An 18,452-nucleotide genomic window follows, 5' to 3' on the forward strand; every position below is an offset into this window, starting at 1 on the left:
AGCCGATGCTTCGCAGGCCGTTAAGCGCCGCGCCATTTGAGAATTTGAGTGGCGTTTACAATTCCTGCCAATCACATCGATCCACGGCGTCTTCCCATGTATGCGGCGGATTATCAAAGTCAATTCTTGGGCAATACCAGGAGAACAACACATACTGAGGGCAGGTGAATTTTGTAGCCACGATCCCATTGGTAGTGGCAGCCAAAGCCCTACTTTCCTCTTTGGTCCTAACCACTTCGTCTGCCCATTCGTAATAAACCCCGCCTTCACAGCCAGTAGTAACACTACCTATCAGCGCGCCATTTTTATAGAGGTTTATCTCCGTCTCTACCATCCGCCGAGCATCCGCCACGCCCGACACGGCAAAGATAGCAAGCCCCGTAAAAACCAGAAAAATCCCGCTCTTCATTTCCCGCCTCCTGATTGCGATTATTCGACAAACTCCGTTGCAACAAATGAAGCACACCTCGTCACTATGCTGACTCCAACAGGTCACTTATAAGCCCAGATTAATTTAGCGTTCGTGATGCGTGTCGAAAAAATAGGATTAATTAAATTGCGAAGAACGTGCCCCAATCAAGGCCGCGCATTCGGGCAATCGGAGCTATCGATCAATCCGAAGATCCGTAGAAAGTGACTTCCGGCAGACGCGGCAGCACTTCAAGAGCTGAGAGACTCGCCGTTCTACAAGGGGGTTCGCATGCATCTTCGTAACACGCTGCTCACGATGTTCACCCTCTCGCTAGTTGGCGGCCCGTATTCCTTCGGCGACGCGCGCGCCGCCGAACGCAGCGCCGAACCTGCCGCCCAGGCGACCTCGATCGATGCGGCGATCAGGCAGCAGATGCGCGAGGGCGGGCTGGTCGGCGTGGGGGCCGCGGTCATCGTGGACGGCAAGGTGGCCTGGCGCGGCGCCTACGGGCTGGCCGACCGCGAGAGCGGGCGTCCGTTCACCACCGCGACCGTCATGAACATCGCATCCATCAGCAAGACCGTCGTGGGCGCGGCGATGATGCGCGCGCAGGAGGAGGGCAAGCTCAGCGTCGACGCGGACATCGATGGCTACCTGCCGTTCCAGGTGCGCAACCCGCGCCATCCCGACATCCCGATCACGCTGCGCCAGATCGCCACGCACACCTCCAGCATCACCGATCGCTGGGACGTGTATGCCGCGAGCTACCACTTCGGCCGCAATGCGCCGCAGCCGCTGGGCGACTTCCTGCGCGGCTACTTCGTGCCGGGCGGCGCCGACTACAGCCCGGAGAACTACAACGCCTCCGCGCCCGGCACCGAACGCGACTACTCCAACATCGGCGCCGGGCTGGCCGGTTACATCATCGAGCGCACCACCGGCCAGCCGCTGGATCGCTACACCGAGGACCGCATCTTCCGCCCGCTCGGCATGGACAGCACCCACTGGCGTCTCCAGCCGCGCGATCTGCGCGAGGGCGCCACGCTGTACCTGTCGCAGGACGGCATCGCCGTCGCGCTGCAGCCCTACACCGGCACGACCTGGCCCGATGGCGGCCTGCGCACCTCGGTCGACGACCTGTCCAAGTTCTTCATCGCCCTGCTTAGCGGCGGCCAGGCCAACGGTGCGCGCATCCTGAAGCCGTCCTCGGTGGATGAAATGCTGCGCCTGCAGTTCACGGCCGAACACAAGCCGGCCAATGTCGACATCGCCGAGAAGAACTCCGGCCTGTTCTGGCAGACCAAGTTCAACACCCGGTACGTGGGCCACGGCGGCAGCGACCCCGGCCTGAAGACCGAGATGCTGGCCACGCCCGATCTGCGGACCGGCATCGTGTTCTTCACCAACACCGCCGGCCAGGACACCGAGAAGGCCTATGTGGCGATCCTCAAGCTGCTGTTCGCCCACGCTCAGGCACTGAGCGCGTCGGGCGCGGCGCGTTAGCGCGGCTGAAGGGCGGCGTCCGGATGCGTTGAAAGCGCTCGGCAACCGCTTGCGCTGGGCTAAGCTGCCGCCTCGCTCCTCGACCGTCGATCCGATGCATTGCACGCCCGCCTCACCTCTGCGCCCGGCTTTCGCGCTGCTGCTGGCGCTCTTCACCCTGCCCGCCTGCGCGCGGGTGCCGGTGTATGGCGTCAAGGCGGTCAAGACGTATCCGCACGACACGCAGGCCTTCACCGAGGGGCTGTTCTATCTGGATGGCGTGCTGTACGAGAGCACCGGCGAGCTGGGCGAGTCGGTGGTGCGCAAGGTGGAGCTGGCCACCGGCAAGGTGTTGCAGGAGGCGGCGCTGCCGCCGCAGTACTTCGGCGAGGGCATCGTCGCGCACGACGGCAAGCTGCTGCAGCTGACCTGGCGCAGCGGCGTGGGCGCGATCCGCGACCTGGCGACCTTGGACATCGTCGGCAGCTTCCGCTATCCGGGCGAAGGCTGGGCGCTGACCCGCGATGAGACGCATCTGTACATGAGCGACGGCACGCCGGTCATCCGCGTGCTCGATCCGGACACCTTGCAGCAGACCGGCAGCATCACCGTCACCGTCGAGGGCAAGCCGCTGCAGCGCGTCAACGAGCTGGAATGGATCAAGGGCCAGCTGTGGGCCAACGTGTGGATGACCGATCGCATCGCGCGCATCGATCCGGCCACCGGCGCGGTGGTGGGCTGGGTCGACCTCAAGGGCCTGTTCGATTACCGCAAGCTTGCCGACCCGAACGACGACGTGCCCAACGGCATCGCCTACGACGCGCAGGGCGACCGCATCTTCGTCACCGGCAAGCGCTGGCCCAAGCTGTTCGAGATCAAGCTGACCGGGCCGCGCTGAGCGCCCGCGCCCCACAGACCATGCACACCTTCGACCTGTTTCCCTACACCTTCGCCGGGCTGCGCCTGCGCGCGCTGCGCCTGGACGATCTGGACGCCTTCCACGCCTATCGCCGCGATCCGGCGGTGGCCCGCTTCCAGGGCTGGCCGCCGATGGACCGCCCGGCCTGCGAGGCCTTCCTGCGCGAGCAGGCCGGACACGATGCCTTGGTGCCCGATGGCTGGCGGCAGCTGGCGCTGGCGCGCGCGCAGGACGACGCGCTGATCGGCGATGTCGGAGTGTGGCTGTCGGCCGATGCCACGCAGGCCGAGTTCGGACTGAGCATCACGCCGGACGCGCAGGGACAGGGCCATGGCACGGCCTGCGTCCGCGGGCTGCTGGAACGGCTGGCCTGCCTCCCGTCCCTGGTGGAGATCCATGCCGCCAGCGACCTGCGCAACCTGCCGTGCCTGGCGCTGCTGCAGCGGGCGGGCATGACGCCCTCGCACCGGCGCGAAGACGAATACAAGGACGAATGGTGCGTCGAGCAGGTCTTCGTCACCCGGCTGGATCCGCATCGCCACCTCGCGGATACCACCGCACTGCGCGCCGACTGAACGTGGTCAAGCTAGCCAAGTCAGCCAGCTTGGTGAGAGCCCCCGTCTCTTCCGATCACGCCGCGCCCTCCCTGTAGAGCGGAGCTTGCTCCGCTGCCTTCCGTTCAGTTCGTGGGAAAGCCACAGCGGAGCAAGCTCCGCTCTACAGGCGCGGCTGCGGTTATTACGCCAGTCCGATGGTGGACCATGGCATTCAGGCGGAGGAGCGGCACGCGCATGCAGGCGACCAGGGCCGCCTTGGCCGGCCGCATGCGGCACAGGAAGCGCCGACTCCACGCCGAGCGCGCTCAGCCCGGCACGCGCACCGCAGCGGGCTTGCGTACCTCGACCACGCGGGTCGGCACCCACGGGCCGCCCCACCACATGCGCCAGCCCAGGCTGCTGCGCGTGGCGGTCACGCCGTGGGTGGCGAGCCTGGCCACGTACTCGTCGGTCTTGTTGATGTCGGCCAGCAGCAGCATGCCGCCGGGGCGCAGCACGCGCCAGGCCTCGTCGATGGCCTGCGCGCGGCCCTCGCGCGGGGCGATGTTGTGGATGGCCACATTGGAGACCACCGCATCGAAGCTGGCATCGGCGAACGGCAGGTGGCGCATGTCGGCGGTGTGCAGCTCCACGCGCGCGGCCACGCCCTCGGCCTCGGCATTGGCCAGCGCGGCCGCCATGGCGTTGCCCGACTGGTCCTTGTTGCTCCAGATGTCCACGCCGACCGCGCGTCCGCGCGGCAGGTGGCGCGCGACCTCCAGCAGCACCATGCCGCGGCCGCAGCCCAGGTCCAGCACCCGCTCGTCGCCGCGCCACGGCTGCGCGGCCAGCAGGCGCTGCCAGACCAGGAACTTCCCGCGCCGCGTGGTGTGCAGGTACAGCCCGGCCATCAGCGTCAGGATGATGGCGCTCACCCACCACTGCGGCGCCACGAACACCGCGACGGCGGCACAGGCCACCGCGCCTGCGAGCATGCCGAGCGGGGCATAGGGCGCGTCGATGCCGTAGCGACCGGCGCGAAGCGATGCGGACATGGGCGTGTTCTCCGAAAGGGGCGGCGCCATCGTGCGCGTGCGCCGGCACGCCCTCCAGTGACAGCTGTCATTGCGTTGGAGTGCAGGCTGGCACGGGCTGGCTCGAATCGGCGCCTGCCCCGCTCCCGTGCGGCCAAGACCCCCGGCTGGGCGAGTCCGGCAGGGTGCGGACGGGCCGCGGCGGCCTTGAGGCCTTACCCGCGCGCCTCCCCGGTGCGCCGGCACATCCCCGGCGGGCCCGTCCGGGCCCGCCGGGCCGGCCGTGTAAAATCGCCGTCTTTTTCAGTGCGCCCACCGCGCCCCTCCATGGCCAAACCCCGACAACACGGGCCTGTCCCCGGCCCGGCCTTCGTGCGCCTGCTCGCGCGGCTGGGCCAGGTCGCCGTGCCGGCCCCGCCGCCGGCGCTGCCCGAGCGGCTGGCGCAGTGGGTGGACTGGAACCGCGCGGTCGCCCTGTCGCGGGCGCTGGACGGCGCGCCGCCGCCGGCCGCCGACGGCCCGCGCTTCGACGCCGCCGAGGCCGACGCCTGCCACGCCCAGCGCGCCGCCCTGGCCGCGGCGATCCGCGAGGACCGCGAGCTGGCCGCGGCCATCCAGCGGCGCCTGGACAAGGCCGCCGGCGAAGGCACGAGCCTGGACCTGGCCGTGGACTTCGCCGTGTTCCGCCAGCGCTACCTGGCCCACCAGCGCGCCATGCTGGCCACCACCGGCCTGCTGCGCGGCCGCCTGCGCGACATGCTCGGCCACGGCCCGGCGGCGCTGGCGCGGCTGGCCGAGGTCGACGCGGTGATGGAATCGACCCTGAGCCCGCGCGAGCAGACCGCGCTGGCCGCGGCCCCGGCGCTGCTGGAACAGCACTTCCTGCGCCTGCGCCCGGCCGAGGCCGACGCCGTCCCGGCCAGCGCTACCCCAACCGACGCCGGGCAGATGCCTGCCTGGCTGCAGACCTTCGCCCAGGACATGCAGCGCGCGCTGCTGGCCGAGCTGGACCTGCGCTTCCAACCGATCGATGCGCTGCTCGCGGCGCTCACGCCTTCGTTGATGCCTTCATGCCAAGAACCGTCCTGAACCTGATCGTCTTCCTCCTGGGCCTGCTCGCCGTGGCCTGGGTCGGCGCCGGCTACCTCGGCAACAACGCGCTGGGCGTGGCGGTGTCGCTGGTGATCGCCGCCTGTTACATCGCCGGCGCGATCGAGCTCCACCGCTACCGCCAGGCCACGCGCACGCTGGAGCTGGCCCTGGCCGAGGACCCCACCGCGGCCTCCGGCGTGGCGGTCTGGCTGGAACGGCTCGCCCCGAGCCTGCGCCAGACGGTGCGCCTGCGCATCGAAGGCGCGCGCGTGGCCCTGCCGGCGCCGACGCTGACGCCGTACCTGACCGGCCTGCTGGTGCTGCTGGGCATGCTCGGCACGCTGCTGGGCATGATGGCCACGCTGCGCGGCACCGGCCTGGCGCTGGAAAGCGCGATCGACCTGCAGGCCATGCGCGGCTCGCTGGCCGCGCCGGTGAAGGGCCTGGGCTTCGCCTTCGGCACCTCGATCGCCGGCGTGGCGACCTCGGCGATGCTGGGCCTGCTCTCGGCGCTGTGCCGGCGCGAGCGCCTGGAGGCCGTGCAGCGGCTGGATGCGGCCATCGCCACCACGCTGCATCCGCACTCGCGCGCGCATCGGCAGGAGGAGGCCTTCCGCCTGCAGCAGGCGCAGACCGCGCTGATGCCGCAGCTGATCGAGCAGCTCGGCGCGCTGATGCAGACGATCCAGACCCACAGCAGCACCACCCACGCGCAGCTGGTCGAACGCCACGAGGTCCTGCATGCCCGGACCGAGGCGGCGCACGTGCAGCTGAGCGAGGTGCTGGCCCGCGCGCTGGCCGCCAGCGTCGCCGACAGCGCGCAGGCGGTGAACGCCGCGCTGCAGCCGGTGGTCGAACGCACCCTCACCGGCCTGGCGCGCGACGCGCAGACGCTGCAGGCCAGCGTGCGCGAGGCGGTGCAGCAGCAGCTCGATGCGCTGGACAAGGGCTTCGCCGGCGCCACCAGCGCGGCCCGCGACAGCTGGACCGCCGCGCTCGATACGCAGCGCCAGGCCCACGCCGCGCAGGTTGAGGCCCTGCAGCAGGCGCTGGACGGCGCCGGCCAGGCCCTGTCCACGCACGCTACGCGCACGGTGGAGGCCATCGGCGCGCGCCTGGACGGCACCGCGCAGCAGCTCGACACGCAGTGGACCCAGGCCCTGGCCCAGCAGCGCGAGCTGCACGCGGCCCAGGCCGCGCAGCACGCGCAGGCGCTGGAGCAGGCCGGAGCCGCGTTCCAGACCCACGCCGCCGCGCTGCTGGACCACGCCCGCCAGGCGCAGGCGCAGCTGCACGACACGCTGACCGCCCAGGCCGAACGCGGCGGCGCGCAGCTGGAGGCGGCCAGCGCCGCGTTCGCGCTGCATAGCGCGCAGGCGGCCAGCGCCTTCGACACGCACGCCGGCGCCGTGGCGCGCAGCGCCGAGGACACTCAGCAGCAGCTGCGCGAGGCCCTGGCCCAGCAGGCCGAGCAGCACGCGCATCAGCTGCGCGAGGCGGCCGCGGCCTTCGACCAGCACACCGCCACCGTGGCGCAGACGCTGACCCGTTCCCATAGCGCGCTGCAGGACGCGCTGGCCGCCCAGGACGAGCAGCGCCTGGCCGCCTGGTCCGAGGCGCTCGCCTCGACCCATCAGGCGCTGCGCGAGGAATGGCGACAGGCCGGCGCCGAGACCGCGCAGCGCCAGCAGGCCATCTGCGACACCCTGGCGCAGACCGCCGAGGCGATCACCGGCCAGGCGCAGACGCATGCGCAGGAGACCATCGCCCAGATCACGCGCCTGGTCGATGCCGCCGCCGAGGCGCCGCGCGCGGCGGCCGAGGTCATCGCCGAACTGCGCCAGAAGCTCTCCGATTCCATGGTGCGCGACACCGAGCTGCTGGCCGAACGCAACCAGCTGATGTCCACGCTGGACACGCTGCTGGACGCGGTCAACCACGCCTCCACCGAGCAGCGCGGCGCGATCGACGCCCTGGTCTCCACCTCGGCGCAGCTGCTGGAACGCGTCGGCACGCGCTTCACCGACCACGTCGAGGCGCAGACCGGCAAGCTGGAACAGGCCGCCGCGCAGGTCGGCGCCAGCGCCACCGAAGTGGCCAGCCTGGGCGATGCCTTCGGCGCGGCGGTGGCCCAGTTCGGCCAGGCCAACGCGGAATTGACCGAGCGCCTGCATGGCATCGAGCAGGCGCTGGACAAGTCGCTGGCGCGCAGCGATGAGCAGCTGGCCTATTACGTGGCCCAGGCGCGCGAAGTGATCGACCTGAGCCTGCTCTCGCAGCGCCAGATCATCGAGGACCTGCGCCAGCTGGGCGACGCCAAGAGCGCGGCGGCATGAGTGGGGAGATCGAGCTGGACGAAGGCGCCGGCACGCCGGTGTGGGCGGCGTTCGGCGATCTGATGTCGGTGCTGCTGGGCGCCTTCGTGCTGATCCTGGTCGGCGTGATCGCCGTGCAGCTGCAGCTGTCGAGCAAGCTGGACGAGGAGGCGCACCGGCGCCAGGCGCTGGAGCAGGCGCTGGCCGGCCCGCTGGCCGCCGGCCGGGTGACCCTCGTCGATGGCCGCATCGGCATCCGCGGCAACGTGCTGTTCGCGCTCAACTCCGACCAGCTGCAGCTGGAGGGGCGCGAGGTGCTGCACAGCCTGGCCGCACCGCTGCGTCAGTACCTGCACGCGCGCGACGAGGTGCTGATGGTCAGCGGCTTCACCGACGACCGCCCGATCCACGACGACAACCTGCACTACGCCGACAACTGGGAACTGTCCGCCCAGCGCGCGCTGACGGTGACGCGCACGCTGATCGCCGAGGGCGTACCGGCGTCGTCCGTGTTCGCCGCCGCGTTCGGCTCCGAACAGCCGGTGGCCTCCAACGACGACGCCGAGGGCCGCGCGCGCAACCGCCGCGTGGAGATCGCGCCGATGCCGCGCCCGTCCAAGACCGCCGCGACGCCCTGACGTGCAGGCGGCGCTGGGCCAACTGGAACGCTGGCGCGCGCAGGGCGCCGACCGCATCGACCCGGTGCGCTTCGCCCTGCTCGACGCCCTGGCCGCGCGCACCCAGGCGCAGACCGGCGCGACCCGCGCATTGCTGGAAGCGCGCCTGGCTGCACTGCTGGCCGAGTACCGCATCCGCGTCGAGCAGGCCCGGGCGCGCAAGCGCAGAACGTCCCGCCAGGCAATAAGCGTGGTCAGCCCGCTGGCCGAACTGCTCGATGCCTTGCATGCCGGCGCGCAGCAGCGATTCGACGCGCGCGATGAGGCGCATGCCGCGCCTGCTCCGCTTGCGCCCTCCGGCCCGACGTCCGCGCAGGATCACCACCGTCGCCAGCCAGGCCAGTCCCAGAGACACGCCCACACCGCGCGTGAGGCCACGGGGGCAATGCGGCCTGCCGCGGCGTCCTATCCACAGCTGCCGGCGCTGGACGAGTTCCAGCGCCTGTGGGAAGAGGTGCGCACCGCGCGCCAGCTGCGTCAGTCGCTGGAGCCGGCGCCGGAAGATTCGGGACCGCTCAACTCGCACCTGCTGGTGCACCGCGCCCTGACGCTGATGCACGACACCGCGCCGGGCTATCTGCAGCACGTCCTCGCCTATGTCGATGCGCTGTCGTGGATGGCCCAGCTGCAGGGCGGCACCGACCCCGAGGCCGACGCCCCCCGCCTCCCCAGCGGCGCCAAGCCCTCCAAACCCTCTCGCAGCCGCACCCGCAAAAAGCCCGCATAGCGCCCAGTCTTTTGCCCCCTCCCTTTCGCGCAGCGAAGGGGAGCTCGAAGTCGCGGCTAGCAACTGAGGGGGAGGGGTGCTTTTGCTGTTGCTTCTCGCCGTCGGCAGAAACAACAGCAACATCAAGAGCCAACCCCTCCCCAGCCCTCCCCTGCTTCGCAAGGGAGGAGGGCGGATTCGCGCGAACGGAATGGTTTGCCTGCCGGCTCAACTCCAGGCTTTTGTCTCGACTGACTTTTGCGCTGATCGGCCACTGCCTGCGCCAGCTTCTGCCTGAGTGCCTCTTGGGCTTTGGCTCCTGCCCCCTCCCTTTCGCGAAGCGAAGGGGAGGGTTGGGGAGGGGTGCTTTTGCTGTTACTTCTTGTTGCAGGCAATAGCAAAAGCAGCAGCAACCTCAAAAGCCAACCCCTCCCCAGCCCTCCCCTGCTTCGCAAGGGAGGGGGCGGATTTGTGCGAACGGAATGGTTTGCCTGCCAGCTCAACTCCAGGCTTTTGTCTTGATTGGCTTTTGCGCTGATCGGCCAGCGCCTGCATCAGCTTCTGCCTAAGTGCGTCTTGGCTTTGGCTTCTGCCCCCTCCCTTTCGCGAAGCGAAGGGGAGCTCGAAGTCGCGGCTAGCGACTGAGGGTGTGGGGTGCTTTTGCTGTTGCTTCTCGCTGCAGGCAACCTCAAACGCAACAACAAAAGCCAACCCCTCCCCCTCAGTCGCTAGCCGCGACTTCGAGCTCCCCTGCTTCGCAAGGGAGGGGGCTGAGCGCTGCGAACGTAGGGATTCGCGAGCGCTGGTTAGAAGCCGCTGCAGCCGAAGCCGCCGTCCACGTCTAGGCAGACGCCGGTGATGTAGGCCGCCGTCGGCAAACACAGGAAGGCGATCGCGCCGGCCACCTCCTCCGCTTCGCCCAGCCGCTGCAGGGGCGTGCGCGCCAGCACGCGCTCGTGCTGCGCCGGCGAGGCCAGGCGCGCGGCGGTGCGGGGCGTGCGGATGGCCCAGGGCGCGACCGCGTTGACGCGGATGCCGTCCTGCGCCCATTCCACCGCCAGGCTGCGCGTCATCTGGTGCAGCGCGGCTTTGGCCATGCCCTCGACCGTGGCGCCGCGCACCGCGCGCAGGCCGCTGGCCGCGCCGACGTTGACGATGCTGCTGGCCGGGTGCCGCGCCAGCAGCGGCTGCGCATAGCGGCACAGTTCGAACGCGGAGAACAGCCCGGTCTCGAACACCGCCCGCCAGGTCGCCTCATCCAGGTCGAGCAGGCTGCCGTTGGCCCCGGCGCCGACGGCGTTGACCAGGATGTGCAGGCCCTCGCCCTGGTCCTCGACCCAGTCCAGCAGCGCACGCCGCTCCTCGTCGTTGGCCACGTCGGCGGCGAAGCCCTCGATCATCCGCTCCGGATGGGCATCGGTGAGCTCGTCGCGCGCGGCCTCCAGCGCATCGGCGTCGCGCGCGACCAGCAGCACGTCGGCGCCGAGCGCGAGCAGTTCGGCCGCGGCAGCCAGGCCGATGCCGGCGCTGGCGCCGGTCACCAGGGCGAGCTGTCCGTCCAGGCGCCAGCGGTGGGGATGGGACATCGCGTTCTCCTTCAGCGCGCCAGGGCCATGCCGATCGATGCCGGCGCGGTCGGTGCGAACCCGAACTGCGCATACAGCCGATGCGCCTGGCCATCGGCGATCAGACTGACATAGGCACTGGCCGGCACCTGCAGGCGCAAGTAGTCGGCGATCGCGGCCATGATGCGTTTACCCAGGCCCTGTCCCTGATGCGCCGGCAGCACGGCGATGTCGACGACCTGGTAGAAGCAGCCGCCGTCGCCGATCACGCGCCCCATGCCTATCGGCTGGCCGTCGCACAGCACCTGCACGGCGAAGCAGGACTGGGGCAGCCCCTTCGCAGCAGCTTCTTCGGTCTTCGCGCTCAGCCCCGCGCCGACGCGCAGCGCGCGGTAGACCGCGACGGTCGGGACGGCTTCGATCAGCGTGTAGCGAGGGGGCATGGCGCGCTCGGCGATGGCGTCGGCGTAGGATAGCCACGCATCCCTCGCGAGGCAGCCGCCATGTCCGCATCCCCTTGCCTTCGCTTGCTGTGCGCCGCCTGCCTGGGCGCGCTCGCGGCCTGCAGCCCGCCGGCCGCGCCGCAGCCGGACAAACCGCCCACGCCGCAGAGCACCGCCGCGGTCCAGGCCCTGCACCGGCCGCTGGACAAGGCCAAGGCCGTCGAAGGCCAGCTGCAGCAGGCCAAGGACGCGCAGGACAAGCAGATCGAGGCCGCCGAAGGCCAGTGACGCGTCAGCCCTGTTCGGCGCGCTGCAGCGCCTGCAGCGCCCACTCGCCCAGCAGGCGACGGCCGGGGTTGTCGCCGGCCATCCATTCCTCGGGCGTGAACAGGTCGAACAACCCCACCTTGATCAGCGTGGGCACCGCCAGCTCCAGTTCGCGCTCGACCTCGCCGCGCTCGCCGGCGTTGTAGCGCACCACGTTCTGCAGCATCGCGCCCACCGTGCCGGTCTGGACCCGGCTGCCATCCTTGAGGCGGACGCTGGGGAGGGATTCTCCCTCCGCCACGATCCGATGATTGGCCTGGGCAAGGTCGCGACTGTCGAAATCGGTCGTCTTCATGGCACCTCCTTTCACAACCCGCAGAAGCAGTACGCCAGCTCGCTGACCGGCTTGCCGCCGGGCTTGCGCTCCAGCGCGTCCTGCACGAACTTCAGCTGCTCGGCGGTGTGCGGGGCGGCCTTGAGCAGCAGGCTCTGGGCGAGATCCGAACGGCCCACCAGCGCCTGACCCATCGGGCTGCCGGCCGCGTTGGCCAGGAACTGCTCGAACGGCGACAGCTCCTTCTCCACGTACTGCACCCGGTACTTATCGGCCGCGCCCAGCTTGGCGCGCGCGGCGGCATCGGCGATGGCGTCCTTCAGTCCGCCCATCTGATCGACCAGGCCGCGCTCCATGGCCTGCTGGCCGGTCCACACGCGGCCACGGGCGATCTGGTCGATCTGCTCGACGCTCTTGTGGCGCGCGGCGGCCACCCGGCCAGTGAAGTCGGCATAGCCCTTGTTGATGACCGACTGGATCATCTGGCTCACCTGCGGATCCATCGGTTTGGTCGGGTCGAACGCGCCGGCGAAGGGCGTGGTGCCCACGCCATCGGTATGCACGCCGATCTTGCCCAGCGCGCGGGTGAAGTTGGGCACCAGGCCGAAAATGCCGATCGAGCCGCTGATGGTCGAAGGATCGGCATAGATGCGGTCGGCGTTCATGCTGATCCAGTAGCCGCCCGAGGCGGCCAGGTCGCCCATCGACACCACCACCGGCTTGCCGGCGGCCTGCAGCGCGACCACCTCGCGGCGGATCTGCTCGGAGGCGAACACCTCGCCACCGGGCGAATCCACGCGCAGCACCACGGCCTTGACCTTGTCGTCCTCGCGCGCGGTGCGCAGCAGGGCCGAGGTGCTCTCCCCGCCGATGCGGCCGGCCGGCTGATCGCCGGAGCTGATCTCGCCGGAGGCCACCACCACGGCCACCTGCGGGCGCTCGTCCAGCGCGGCCGGCTTGGCGGGCAGCTGCGCCAGGTACTGCTCCAGCGTGACGTGGCGGAAGCCCAGGCCGGACTTGTCGGCATCGTCCTCGTCAGCCACGCCGCGTTCGATCAGCAGCTGCTGCACGTCCTGCCAGGTCTTCAGCCCGTCGACCAGCTTCTGCTGCAGGGCGACCTTGGCCAGGTCGCCGCCGGTGGCGGTCACCTCGGCCGGCAGGTTGGTCACCCCGGCGCTCACCGCCTCGGGCGAGAGCTTGCGCGCCTTGCCGACGTCGGCCAGGTAGCGGCCCCACACGTCGTTCATCCAGAACAGGTCGGCTTCCTTGGCGTCGGGCGAGGCCGCGTCCAGGATGTAGGGCTCGGCGGCGGACTTGTACTCGCCCACGCGGAACAGGTGCACGTCCACGCCCAGCTTGTCCTGCAGGCCTTCGCGGAAGTACTGGCGGTAGCGGCCCAGGCCGGTGATCTCCACGCTGCCCATCGGGTCCAGATAGACCTCGTTGGCCTGCGCGGCCAGCAGGTACTGGCCCTGGCTCATGTTCTCGCTGAAGGCCAGGATCTGCTTGCCCGAGGCGCGCAGGTCGGCCAGCGCGGCGGCGACCTCGCGCAGCGAGGCATAGCCGCTGGCCCTAAGCTTGTCGAAATCGACGAAGACCCGCTCGATCCTGCGGTCGGTCTTGGCCACCTCCAGCGCGCGCAGCAGGTCGCGCAGCTGCACCTCGCCGCCGGCCTGGCCGAAGGCCTTGGACAGCGCGCGGCTGGCCGGGTCGGACGAGTACTGCTCCACCAGCGCCGCGTCGGGGGCGATCACCAGCGTGGTGCGGTCCTGCAGCGGCTTGGGGCCACCGCCCTTGGCCAGGGCCACGATCACCAGCACCCCGATCAGGAACAGCAGGCCGAAGAAGACCAGGTTGAAGATCAGCCGTCGGGTGAAATTCATCACGTCCCACAGGCCGATGAAGAATCGGCTGATCGGATCGCGGCGGACGGGTTGGTTCATGGGCGCTGGGGGCTCGTTCGACAAACGGTGCATCAGCTTAGTCGCAGCCGCGCCGCCGCGGCATGCCCCACACGTCACGGCACGGCTGTTCAGCCGGCCGGCCCCGCCTTCAGGCCAGGCGCGCGGTGCTCCGGCGCAGGCGCAGGGCCATCATCACCGCCGCGGCGGTCAGGCCGATGGTCAGGCCGACCCACATCCCGCGCGGACCGTAGCCCAGCCCCAGGCCCAGCGTGGCGCCCGCCGGCATGCCGACGCCCCAGTAGGCCAGCGCCGCCAGCAGCATCGGCACGCGCGTGTCCTTGAGCCCGCGCAGCGCGCCGGCCGACATTACCTGGATGCCGTCGGGGAACTGGAAGATCGCCGCCAGCACCAGCAGGCTGCCGGCCAGCGCGGCCACGGCCAGATCGTCGGTATAGATGCCCACGATCTGGTTGTGGAACAGCGCCAGCACCAGCGCCGAACAGGTCTGCGTGCCCAGCACGATGGCGTAGCCTGCGCGCACCGCGCGGCGCACGCCGTGCGCGTCGCGCCGGCCCAGCGCATGGCCCACGCGCACCGTGGTCGCCTCGGCCAGCGCCATCGGCACCATGAAGCAGATCGCCGAGAGATTAATCGCGATCTGGTGCGCTGCCGCCGGCACCGCGCCCAGGCGTGCGATCAGCAGCGCGGTGCTGATGAACAGCCCGCCCTCCATCAGCACCGTCACCCCGATCGGCAGGCCGGTGCGCAGCAGCGGGGCGATCTGCGCCCAGCGCGGCGGTTCGAAACGCGCGAACAGCCCCAGCGGGGCGAAGCGCCTGGAACGCGCCAGATAGGCGAGGAACAGCAGCGCCTGCGCCCACATCATCACCGCCGAGGCGATGCCCAGCCCGCCGGCGCCCAGTTCCGGCAGGCCCCAGGCGCCGAAGGCCAGCCCGTAGCCCAGCGGCGCCAGCAGGAACAGCCCGCCGAAGCCCAGCACCATCGTCGGCAGCGTCCAGTGCATGCCCTCGCTCAGGTTGCGCATGCACAGGTAAGCGGCCATCGCTGGCATGCCCCAGCGGATGCCGTGCAGGAAGTCGCGCGCGCCCGGGACGATCTCCGGCGCGATGCCCATCGGCGCCAGCGCATGCGGGATCAGGCTCAGGAACACGAACATCGCCAGCCCCAGCCCCGCCGCCAGCCACAGCGCCTGGCGGAACAGCGGGCCGATGCGGTCGTGCTCGCCGGCGCCATCGTGGTGCGACACCGATGCGGCCAGCGCCACCAGCGTGCCGATCGGCACCATCAGCGGCAGCCACATCAGCGCGGTGCCGGTGGTGACGGCGGCCAGGGTGGCGGTGCCGTGGTGACCGGCGATGACGTTGTCGACAAAGCCGACCAGGCCGGCCGAGACATGGCCGATGACCAGCGGCAGCGCCAGGCGGCCGGTGCTGCGCATCTCGTGCGCAAGGCCCGGCGCGGGCAAGGAAGGGGCGGACATGGAAACACGCACAGCGGCTGCGATCGCGCGCGGGATGGGCGCTGGCATCGGGCCGGGAAGGGCCGCTATCTTACCGGCCGACCTTGGGGAAAGGGGCGCCGCTTCGATGACCACACCACCCGGCGGACACGCCACGTCCGCCGCATGCGACAACTGCGCCACCTCGCTTGCCGGCCATTACTGCCATGCCTGCGGCCAGCCGGCGCACAACCCGCTGCGCAGCTTCGGCCATGCGGTGGAGGAGGTGTTCGAGTCGTTCTGGCACCTGGACGGGCGCATCGTGCGCACGCTGCGCGAGCTGATCGTCCCGGGGCGTTTGCCGGTGCGCTTCCTGCGCGGCCACCGCGCGCCGTATGTGCCGCCGCTGCGGCTGTTCGTGGTGCTGAGCGTGCTGACCTTCTTCGTGGCCCAGTATGCGGTGCATGTGGACGGCGGCAAGGAGATCGGCTCGATGCTGCGCGGCGTGCAGGACGGCGCCTGGGAGCGGCCCGAACTGATCGCCGATCCGGGCCAGTTCGGCGCGCAGACCACGGTCGCGGCGGTGGAGGCCAGCCGCGACGAGAAGCTCGCCGCCCTGCGCGAGGCCAGGACCCAGGTCGCCGCCGACTCCATCGCCGCCCGGGCCATGACCATGGGCGAACGCAAGCTGCGCGCCGATGCGCAGGCGCGCCTGCATCAGCTCGACCCGAGCCAGCCGGCCACGCTCGCCCCCGAGGCAGACGCAGGCGCGGCAGAGCACGCGCAAAGCACCCGCGAGCCCGAAGCACCCGAGCCGGCCAGCCGCACCACGAACGAACAGATCCACATCGACGCCCTGCCCGGCTTCGCCAACCGCTGGCTCAATGCCAAGGTCGAGCGCGCCCGGCTCAATCTGCAGCGCTACAGCGACGATCCGGGCGAGTTCGTGCACGTCTTCCTGGCCGCGATCCCCAGTGCGCTGTTCGTGCTGGTGCCGGCCTTCGCGCTGCTGCTGAAACTGTGCTACCTGGGCAGCGGACGCGGCTATCTGGAGCATCTGGTGGTCGGCCTCTACAGCCACGCCTTCCTGGTGCTCGCGCTGCTGGCGATGTTCGTGCTGATGCTGATCGGCGACGCCCTGCCCGCCAGCGCCGGCTGGCTGGCGCGGACCCTGGGCGTGCTGCGCGTGCTGCTGGCGCTGTGGCTGCCGGTCTATCTCTGGCTGACCCAGCGCCGCGTCTACGGCGAAGCGTGGTGGCTGACCACGCTCAAGTACGGGGTGATCGGCGTGCTGTATTTCATCCTGGTGGGCATGTTCTCGCTGGTGCCGATGTTCTCCAGCATCACCCACTGAGGCCTGCCATCCATCCTTAGGGCAGGGCGCGCCGCTTCAGTGGCGCAGCCGCTCCTGCAGCCACTGCCCGCGGCCGGCGGGGTCGGCGGCGATGAGCGCCTGGCGCAGGGCATCGCGGTCCTGCGGCGGCGTGCGCTGGGCCAGCACGGCCAGGTCGGCGCGCTGCGGCGCGGTCAGCTGGCGCAGCACCGCGCGCATCGGCGCGATCTCCGCCTGCGGCATGTAGGCCAGCAGCGGCTGCAGGCGGGCGAAGTCGGCGCCGAGGTCGGGCCCGAGGCGCCAACCGGCCTGCTCGCTCTGGTCCAGTTGCCCGAACCGGGTCAGCAGCGCCTGCTGCTGCGCCGGCGGCAGCGTGGCCAGGGTCGCGGCGGCCTGCTGCAGCCGGCTGCGGGTGGCCGGGTCCAGGGCCAGCCAGTCGGCGTACTCGGCCCGGCGCCTGGCGCGCTCCAGCGGCGGCAGACGGTCCCAGACGACCATGCGGTCGGCGAAGGCGTGCCGCGCCGGCGTGCTCAGCGCCGCCAGGCGCGCGGCGCGCGCGGCCTGGATCGCCGGCGTGAGCGCCTGCTCGTCGCTCGCCTGGGCCAGCAGCACCGAGGTCGCCAGGCCCAGCACGGCCGCCGCGGCCAAGGCCACTAGGGGCTTACTGCGCCGCATCGCGAGCCTCCGCAGGGGCGTTCATGGCCTCGGCGGCCTCGCGCTGACGGTCCTGCGGCGCGGCCGCGTACCAGGCCAGGAACCCGGCCCGCTGCGCCAGCGCCAGCCCTTGCGGGTCCATCAGCGCGTCGAAATCCGGATGGGTCAGCACCGCCTCGGCCTGGCTGAAACGCTTGTCGGCCTCGTCGTCGCGCGACAGCGGCTCGACCTGCACCTGGGCCTCGTCGCGCAGCGGCTGGGCGCCGTCCCCGCCGCCCTGGGCGCCGACGGTCGCCGGTGCGGCCAGCCTGCCCTGGTGCAGGTACCACCAGCCGCCGGCGATGGCGGCCAATACCAGCAGGACGGCGGCGGCGATCAGCACCTGGCGCCACGGGAAGGGACGCCTTGCGGCCGACGAACGGGGGCGGCGCGGTGCGGGCGACGGGGATGGCTTCCGGACCGGCTCGGGCGCCACGCTGGCCGGCGCCGGCGCCGGCTCGGGCACGTCCGGCGCCAGGGCCTCGCGCAGCCGGCTCAGATGGGCCAGGCGCTCGGGCGAGAGCGCGCGCAGATGCTGCTGGATCGCCTCGGCCAGCGCGCGCCAGGCGGCCGCGTCGGGCTGACCCGCCTCGTCGCGCGGGCAGGCGCGGGTCAGCGCGCCGCGATAGCCGACCTGGTTGACCCCCATGACGGCGGCCGCGTCGTCCTCGTCCAGGCCGGCGGCCAGGCGCAGCAGCAGGGCCAGGCGGTCGCTGTCGGAGAGGTCGGCCAGCCAGTCCATCTCCTGCGGCCAGCGCGCCTCGGGGTGGGCCTGGCGCAGCGGCGGGGCCGAGGCCAGCAGCGACCAGAAGCCGCGCGGCCATTCGGCCATCGGCTGCTCGCTGGCGTACTGGCCGAAGGCGCGCAGGGCCGCGGCCATGGCGATCTCGCCGGTCTCGCGGCGGCCGCACTGCAGCTCGGCCAGGACGATGCCGCGGCGTTCGACGCCGCGCAGGAAGGCTGAGAGCGCGGCGGGGACATCGGCGGGCGTATTCAAGTCAGGATCGGTCGGCGGCGGCGTGTGACATACGCATGATAGGCGGCGACGGTCCGGTTGGGTTCGTCAACAAAACCCTTGACATTGGCCAAACATTCAAATTTCCCGGGATTCTTCGGGGCTTGACGAATCGATGGTTGTGCACAGCATCCAAAGCGGCGTCATCCGGGCCCTTCGGCCGCCTCCACAACGGCCCACTTTTCGCCTGTTCCACGCTCAAGTGATTGATTTTAATTGACTAATTTGCCTTGGCGTTTTTTTCACCAATATGACGCCCGCCCAGA

19 protein-coding genes are annotated in these 18,452 nt (G+C 70.7%); 9 read left to right on the top strand and 10 right to left on the bottom strand.

What is annotated here, in order from left to right; all coding sequences use genetic code 11:
* Positions 1-55 precede the first annotated feature (55 nt).
* A complete protein-coding gene (locus QE438_RS10710; protein WP_306995760.1) occupies positions 56-409 on the bottom strand; it encodes a hypothetical protein in 354 nt (117 codons plus the stop codon).
* A 291-nt stretch (positions 410-700) separates the two neighbouring features.
* On the opposite strand from QE438_RS10710, the gene QE438_RS10715 reads away from it, so the two are divergent.
* From QE438_RS10715 to QE438_RS10725, 3 genes are all read left to right on the top strand, one after another.
* Positions 701-1,915, top strand: coding sequence for a serine hydrolase domain-containing protein (locus QE438_RS10715; RefSeq protein WP_306995758.1), 1,215 nt, complete (start codon positions 701-703; stop codon positions 1,913-1,915).
* 94 nt (positions 1,916-2,009) lie between these two features.
* Positions 2,010-2,792 (top strand): glutaminyl-peptide cyclotransferase, encoded by a 783-nt coding sequence (locus QE438_RS10720; RefSeq protein WP_306995756.1) that lies wholly within the window; start codon positions 2,010-2,012, stop codon positions 2,790-2,792.
* Positions 2,793-2,812: 20 nt separating this feature from the next.
* On the top strand, positions 2,813-3,388 hold the full coding sequence (locus QE438_RS10725) for a GNAT family N-acetyltransferase (RefSeq protein ID WP_306995754.1): 576 nt from the start codon (positions 2,813-2,815) through the stop codon (positions 3,386-3,388).
* Between the two features lie 287 nt (positions 3,389-3,675).
* Here the strand turns inward: QE438_RS10725 and QE438_RS10730 are convergent, their stop codons facing one another.
* The gene (locus tag QE438_RS10730) at positions 3,676-4,404 is read right to left on the bottom strand and encodes a class I SAM-dependent methyltransferase (RefSeq protein WP_307183940.1); all 729 of its coding nucleotides are present in this window, start codon (positions 4,402-4,404) and stop codon (positions 3,676-3,678) included.
* A 306-nt stretch (positions 4,405-4,710) separates the two neighbouring features.
* Between QE438_RS10730 and QE438_RS10735 the strand changes: the two genes are divergently transcribed.
* The 4 genes from QE438_RS10735 to QE438_RS10750 are packed head-to-tail and all read left to right on the top strand — an operon-like array spanning position 4,711 to position 9,194.
* Positions 4,711-5,472, top strand: a complete 762-nt coding sequence (locus tag QE438_RS10735) for a DUF3348 family protein (RefSeq protein ID WP_306995751.1) — start codon at positions 4,711-4,713, stop codon at positions 5,470-5,472.
* Positions 5,454-7,811: a DUF802 domain-containing protein gene (locus QE438_RS10740; protein WP_306995749.1), complete on the top strand. Its 2,358-nt coding sequence runs from the start codon at positions 5,454-5,456 to the stop codon at positions 7,809-7,811. Before QE438_RS10735 ends, QE438_RS10740 begins: the two co-directional genes overlap by 19 nt.
* Positions 7,808-8,428 (top strand): OmpA family protein, encoded by a 621-nt coding sequence (locus tag QE438_RS10745; protein WP_306995747.1) that lies wholly within the window; start codon positions 7,808-7,810, stop codon positions 8,426-8,428. The genes QE438_RS10740 and QE438_RS10745 overlap by 4 nt, the downstream gene beginning before the upstream one ends.
* A gap of 1 nt (position 8,429) precedes the next feature.
* Positions 8,430-9,194 (top strand): DUF2894 domain-containing protein, encoded by a 765-nt coding sequence (locus QE438_RS10750; RefSeq protein WP_306995745.1) that lies wholly within the window; start codon positions 8,430-8,432, stop codon positions 9,192-9,194.
* Between the two features lie 354 nt (positions 9,195-9,548).
* Here QE438_RS10750 and QE438_RS10755 read toward each other — a convergent pair whose 3' ends face one another.
* The 3 genes from QE438_RS10755 to QE438_RS10765 all read right to left on the bottom strand — a co-directional run bounded on the left by QE438_RS10755 (position 9,549) and on the right by QE438_RS10765 (position 11,181).
* A complete protein-coding gene (locus QE438_RS10755) occupies positions 9,549-9,728 on the bottom strand; it encodes a hypothetical protein (RefSeq protein ID WP_306995744.1) in 180 nt (59 codons plus the stop codon).
* A 251-nt stretch (positions 9,729-9,979) separates the two neighbouring features.
* Positions 9,980-10,759, bottom strand: a complete 780-nt coding sequence (locus tag QE438_RS10760) for an SDR family oxidoreductase (protein WP_307183939.1) — start codon at positions 10,757-10,759, stop codon at positions 9,980-9,982.
* Positions 10,760-10,770: 11 nt separating this feature from the next.
* Positions 10,771-11,181, bottom strand: a complete 411-nt coding sequence (locus tag QE438_RS10765; RefSeq protein WP_306995742.1) for a GNAT family N-acetyltransferase — start codon at positions 11,179-11,181, stop codon at positions 10,771-10,773.
* Between the two features lie 60 nt (positions 11,182-11,241).
* Between QE438_RS10765 and QE438_RS10770 the strand changes: the two genes are divergently transcribed.
* Positions 11,242-11,469, top strand: a complete 228-nt coding sequence (locus QE438_RS10770; protein WP_130516788.1) for a hypothetical protein — start codon at positions 11,242-11,244, stop codon at positions 11,467-11,469.
* Positions 11,470-11,473: 4 nt separating this feature from the next.
* Here QE438_RS10770 and QE438_RS10775 read toward each other — a convergent pair whose 3' ends face one another.
* The 3 genes from QE438_RS10775 to QE438_RS10785 form a co-directional block, all read right to left on the bottom strand.
* Positions 11,474-11,803 (bottom strand): hypothetical protein, encoded by a 330-nt coding sequence (locus QE438_RS10775; protein ID WP_306995740.1) that lies wholly within the window; start codon positions 11,801-11,803, stop codon positions 11,474-11,476.
* A gap of 11 nt (positions 11,804-11,814) precedes the next feature.
* Entirely contained in the window at positions 11,815-13,725 is a 1,911-nt protein-coding gene (gene sppA / locus QE438_RS10780) for a signal peptide peptidase SppA (RefSeq protein WP_286575407.1), read from the bottom strand.
* 109 nt (positions 13,726-13,834) lie between these two features.
* Positions 13,835-15,187, bottom strand: a complete 1,353-nt coding sequence (locus QE438_RS10785; protein WP_130516783.1) for an MATE family efflux transporter — start codon at positions 15,185-15,187, stop codon at positions 13,835-13,837.
* A gap of 106 nt (positions 15,188-15,293) precedes the next feature.
* Between QE438_RS10785 and QE438_RS10790 the strand changes: the two genes are divergently transcribed.
* Positions 15,294-16,499, top strand: a complete 1,206-nt coding sequence (locus tag QE438_RS10790; RefSeq protein ID WP_306995738.1) for a DUF3667 domain-containing protein — start codon at positions 15,294-15,296, stop codon at positions 16,497-16,499.
* 36 nt (positions 16,500-16,535) lie between these two features.
* On the opposite strand, the gene QE438_RS10795 is transcribed toward QE438_RS10790, so the two are convergent.
* Both QE438_RS10795 and QE438_RS10800 read right to left on the bottom strand, forming a co-directional pair.
* Positions 16,536-17,153 (bottom strand): DUF3106 domain-containing protein, encoded by a 618-nt coding sequence (locus QE438_RS10795; RefSeq protein ID WP_307183938.1) that lies wholly within the window; start codon positions 17,151-17,153, stop codon positions 16,536-16,538.
* Positions 17,140-18,168, bottom strand: a complete 1,029-nt coding sequence (locus QE438_RS10800; protein WP_306995734.1) for a hypothetical protein — start codon at positions 18,166-18,168, stop codon at positions 17,140-17,142. The genes QE438_RS10795 and QE438_RS10800 overlap by 14 nt, the downstream gene beginning before the upstream one ends.
* Between the last annotated feature and the right edge of the window lie 284 nt (positions 18,169-18,452).

It is taken from the genome of Pseudoxanthomonas sp. SORGH_AS_0997 (assembly GCF_031453535.1).
GTDB classification, from domain to species: Bacteria; Pseudomonadota; Gammaproteobacteria; order Xanthomonadales; family Xanthomonadaceae; genus Pseudoxanthomonas_A; species Pseudoxanthomonas_A winnipegensis.

Bases quoted from the DNA above. Each gene is read 5' to 3' on its own strand.
- QE438_RS10710 (WP_306995760.1), bottom strand. From the start codon at position 409: ATGAAGAGCGGGATTTTTCTGGTTTTTACGGGGCTTGCTATCTTTGCC.
- QE438_RS10715 (WP_306995758.1), top strand. From the start codon at position 701: ATGCATCTTCGTAACACGCTGCTCACGATGTTCACCCTCTCGCTAGTT.
- QE438_RS10720 (WP_306995756.1), top strand. From the start codon at position 2,010: ATGCATTGCACGCCCGCCTCACCTCTGCGCCCGGCTTTCGCGCTGCTG.
- QE438_RS10725 (WP_306995754.1), top strand. From the start codon at position 2,813: ATGCACACCTTCGACCTGTTTCCCTACACCTTCGCCGGGCTGCGCCTG.
- QE438_RS10730 (WP_307183940.1), bottom strand. From the start codon at position 4,404: ATGTCCGCATCGCTTCGCGCCGGTCGCTACGGCATCGACGCGCCCTAT.
- QE438_RS10735 (WP_306995751.1), top strand. From the start codon at position 4,711: ATGGCCAAACCCCGACAACACGGGCCTGTCCCCGGCCCGGCCTTCGTG.
- QE438_RS10740 (WP_306995749.1), top strand. From the start codon at position 5,454: ATGCCAAGAACCGTCCTGAACCTGATCGTCTTCCTCCTGGGCCTGCTC.
- QE438_RS10745 (WP_306995747.1), top strand. From the start codon at position 7,808: ATGAGTGGGGAGATCGAGCTGGACGAAGGCGCCGGCACGCCGGTGTGG.
- QE438_RS10755 (WP_306995744.1), bottom strand. From the start codon at position 9,728: ATGCAGGCGCTGGCCGATCAGCGCAAAAGCCAATCAAGACAAAAGCCT.
- QE438_RS10760 (WP_307183939.1), bottom strand. From the start codon at position 10,759: ATGTCCCATCCCCACCGCTGGCGCCTGGACGGACAGCTCGCCCTGGTG.
- QE438_RS10765 (WP_306995742.1), bottom strand. From the start codon at position 11,181: ATGCCCCCTCGCTACACGCTGATCGAAGCCGTCCCGACCGTCGCGGTC.
- QE438_RS10770 (WP_130516788.1), top strand. From the start codon at position 11,242: ATGTCCGCATCCCCTTGCCTTCGCTTGCTGTGCGCCGCCTGCCTGGGC.
- QE438_RS10775 (WP_306995740.1), bottom strand. From the start codon at position 11,803: ATGAAGACGACCGATTTCGACAGTCGCGACCTTGCCCAGGCCAATCAT.
- sppA (WP_286575407.1), bottom strand. From the start codon at position 13,725: ATGAACCAACCCGTCCGCCGCGATCCGATCAGCCGATTCTTCATCGGC.
- QE438_RS10785 (WP_130516783.1), bottom strand. From the start codon at position 15,187: ATGTCCGCCCCTTCCTTGCCCGCGCCGGGCCTTGCGCACGAGATGCGC.
- QE438_RS10790 (WP_306995738.1), top strand. From the start codon at position 15,294: ATGACCACACCACCCGGCGGACACGCCACGTCCGCCGCATGCGACAAC.
- QE438_RS10795 (WP_307183938.1), bottom strand. From the start codon at position 17,153: ATGCGGCGCAGTAAGCCCCTAGTGGCCTTGGCCGCGGCGGCCGTGCTG.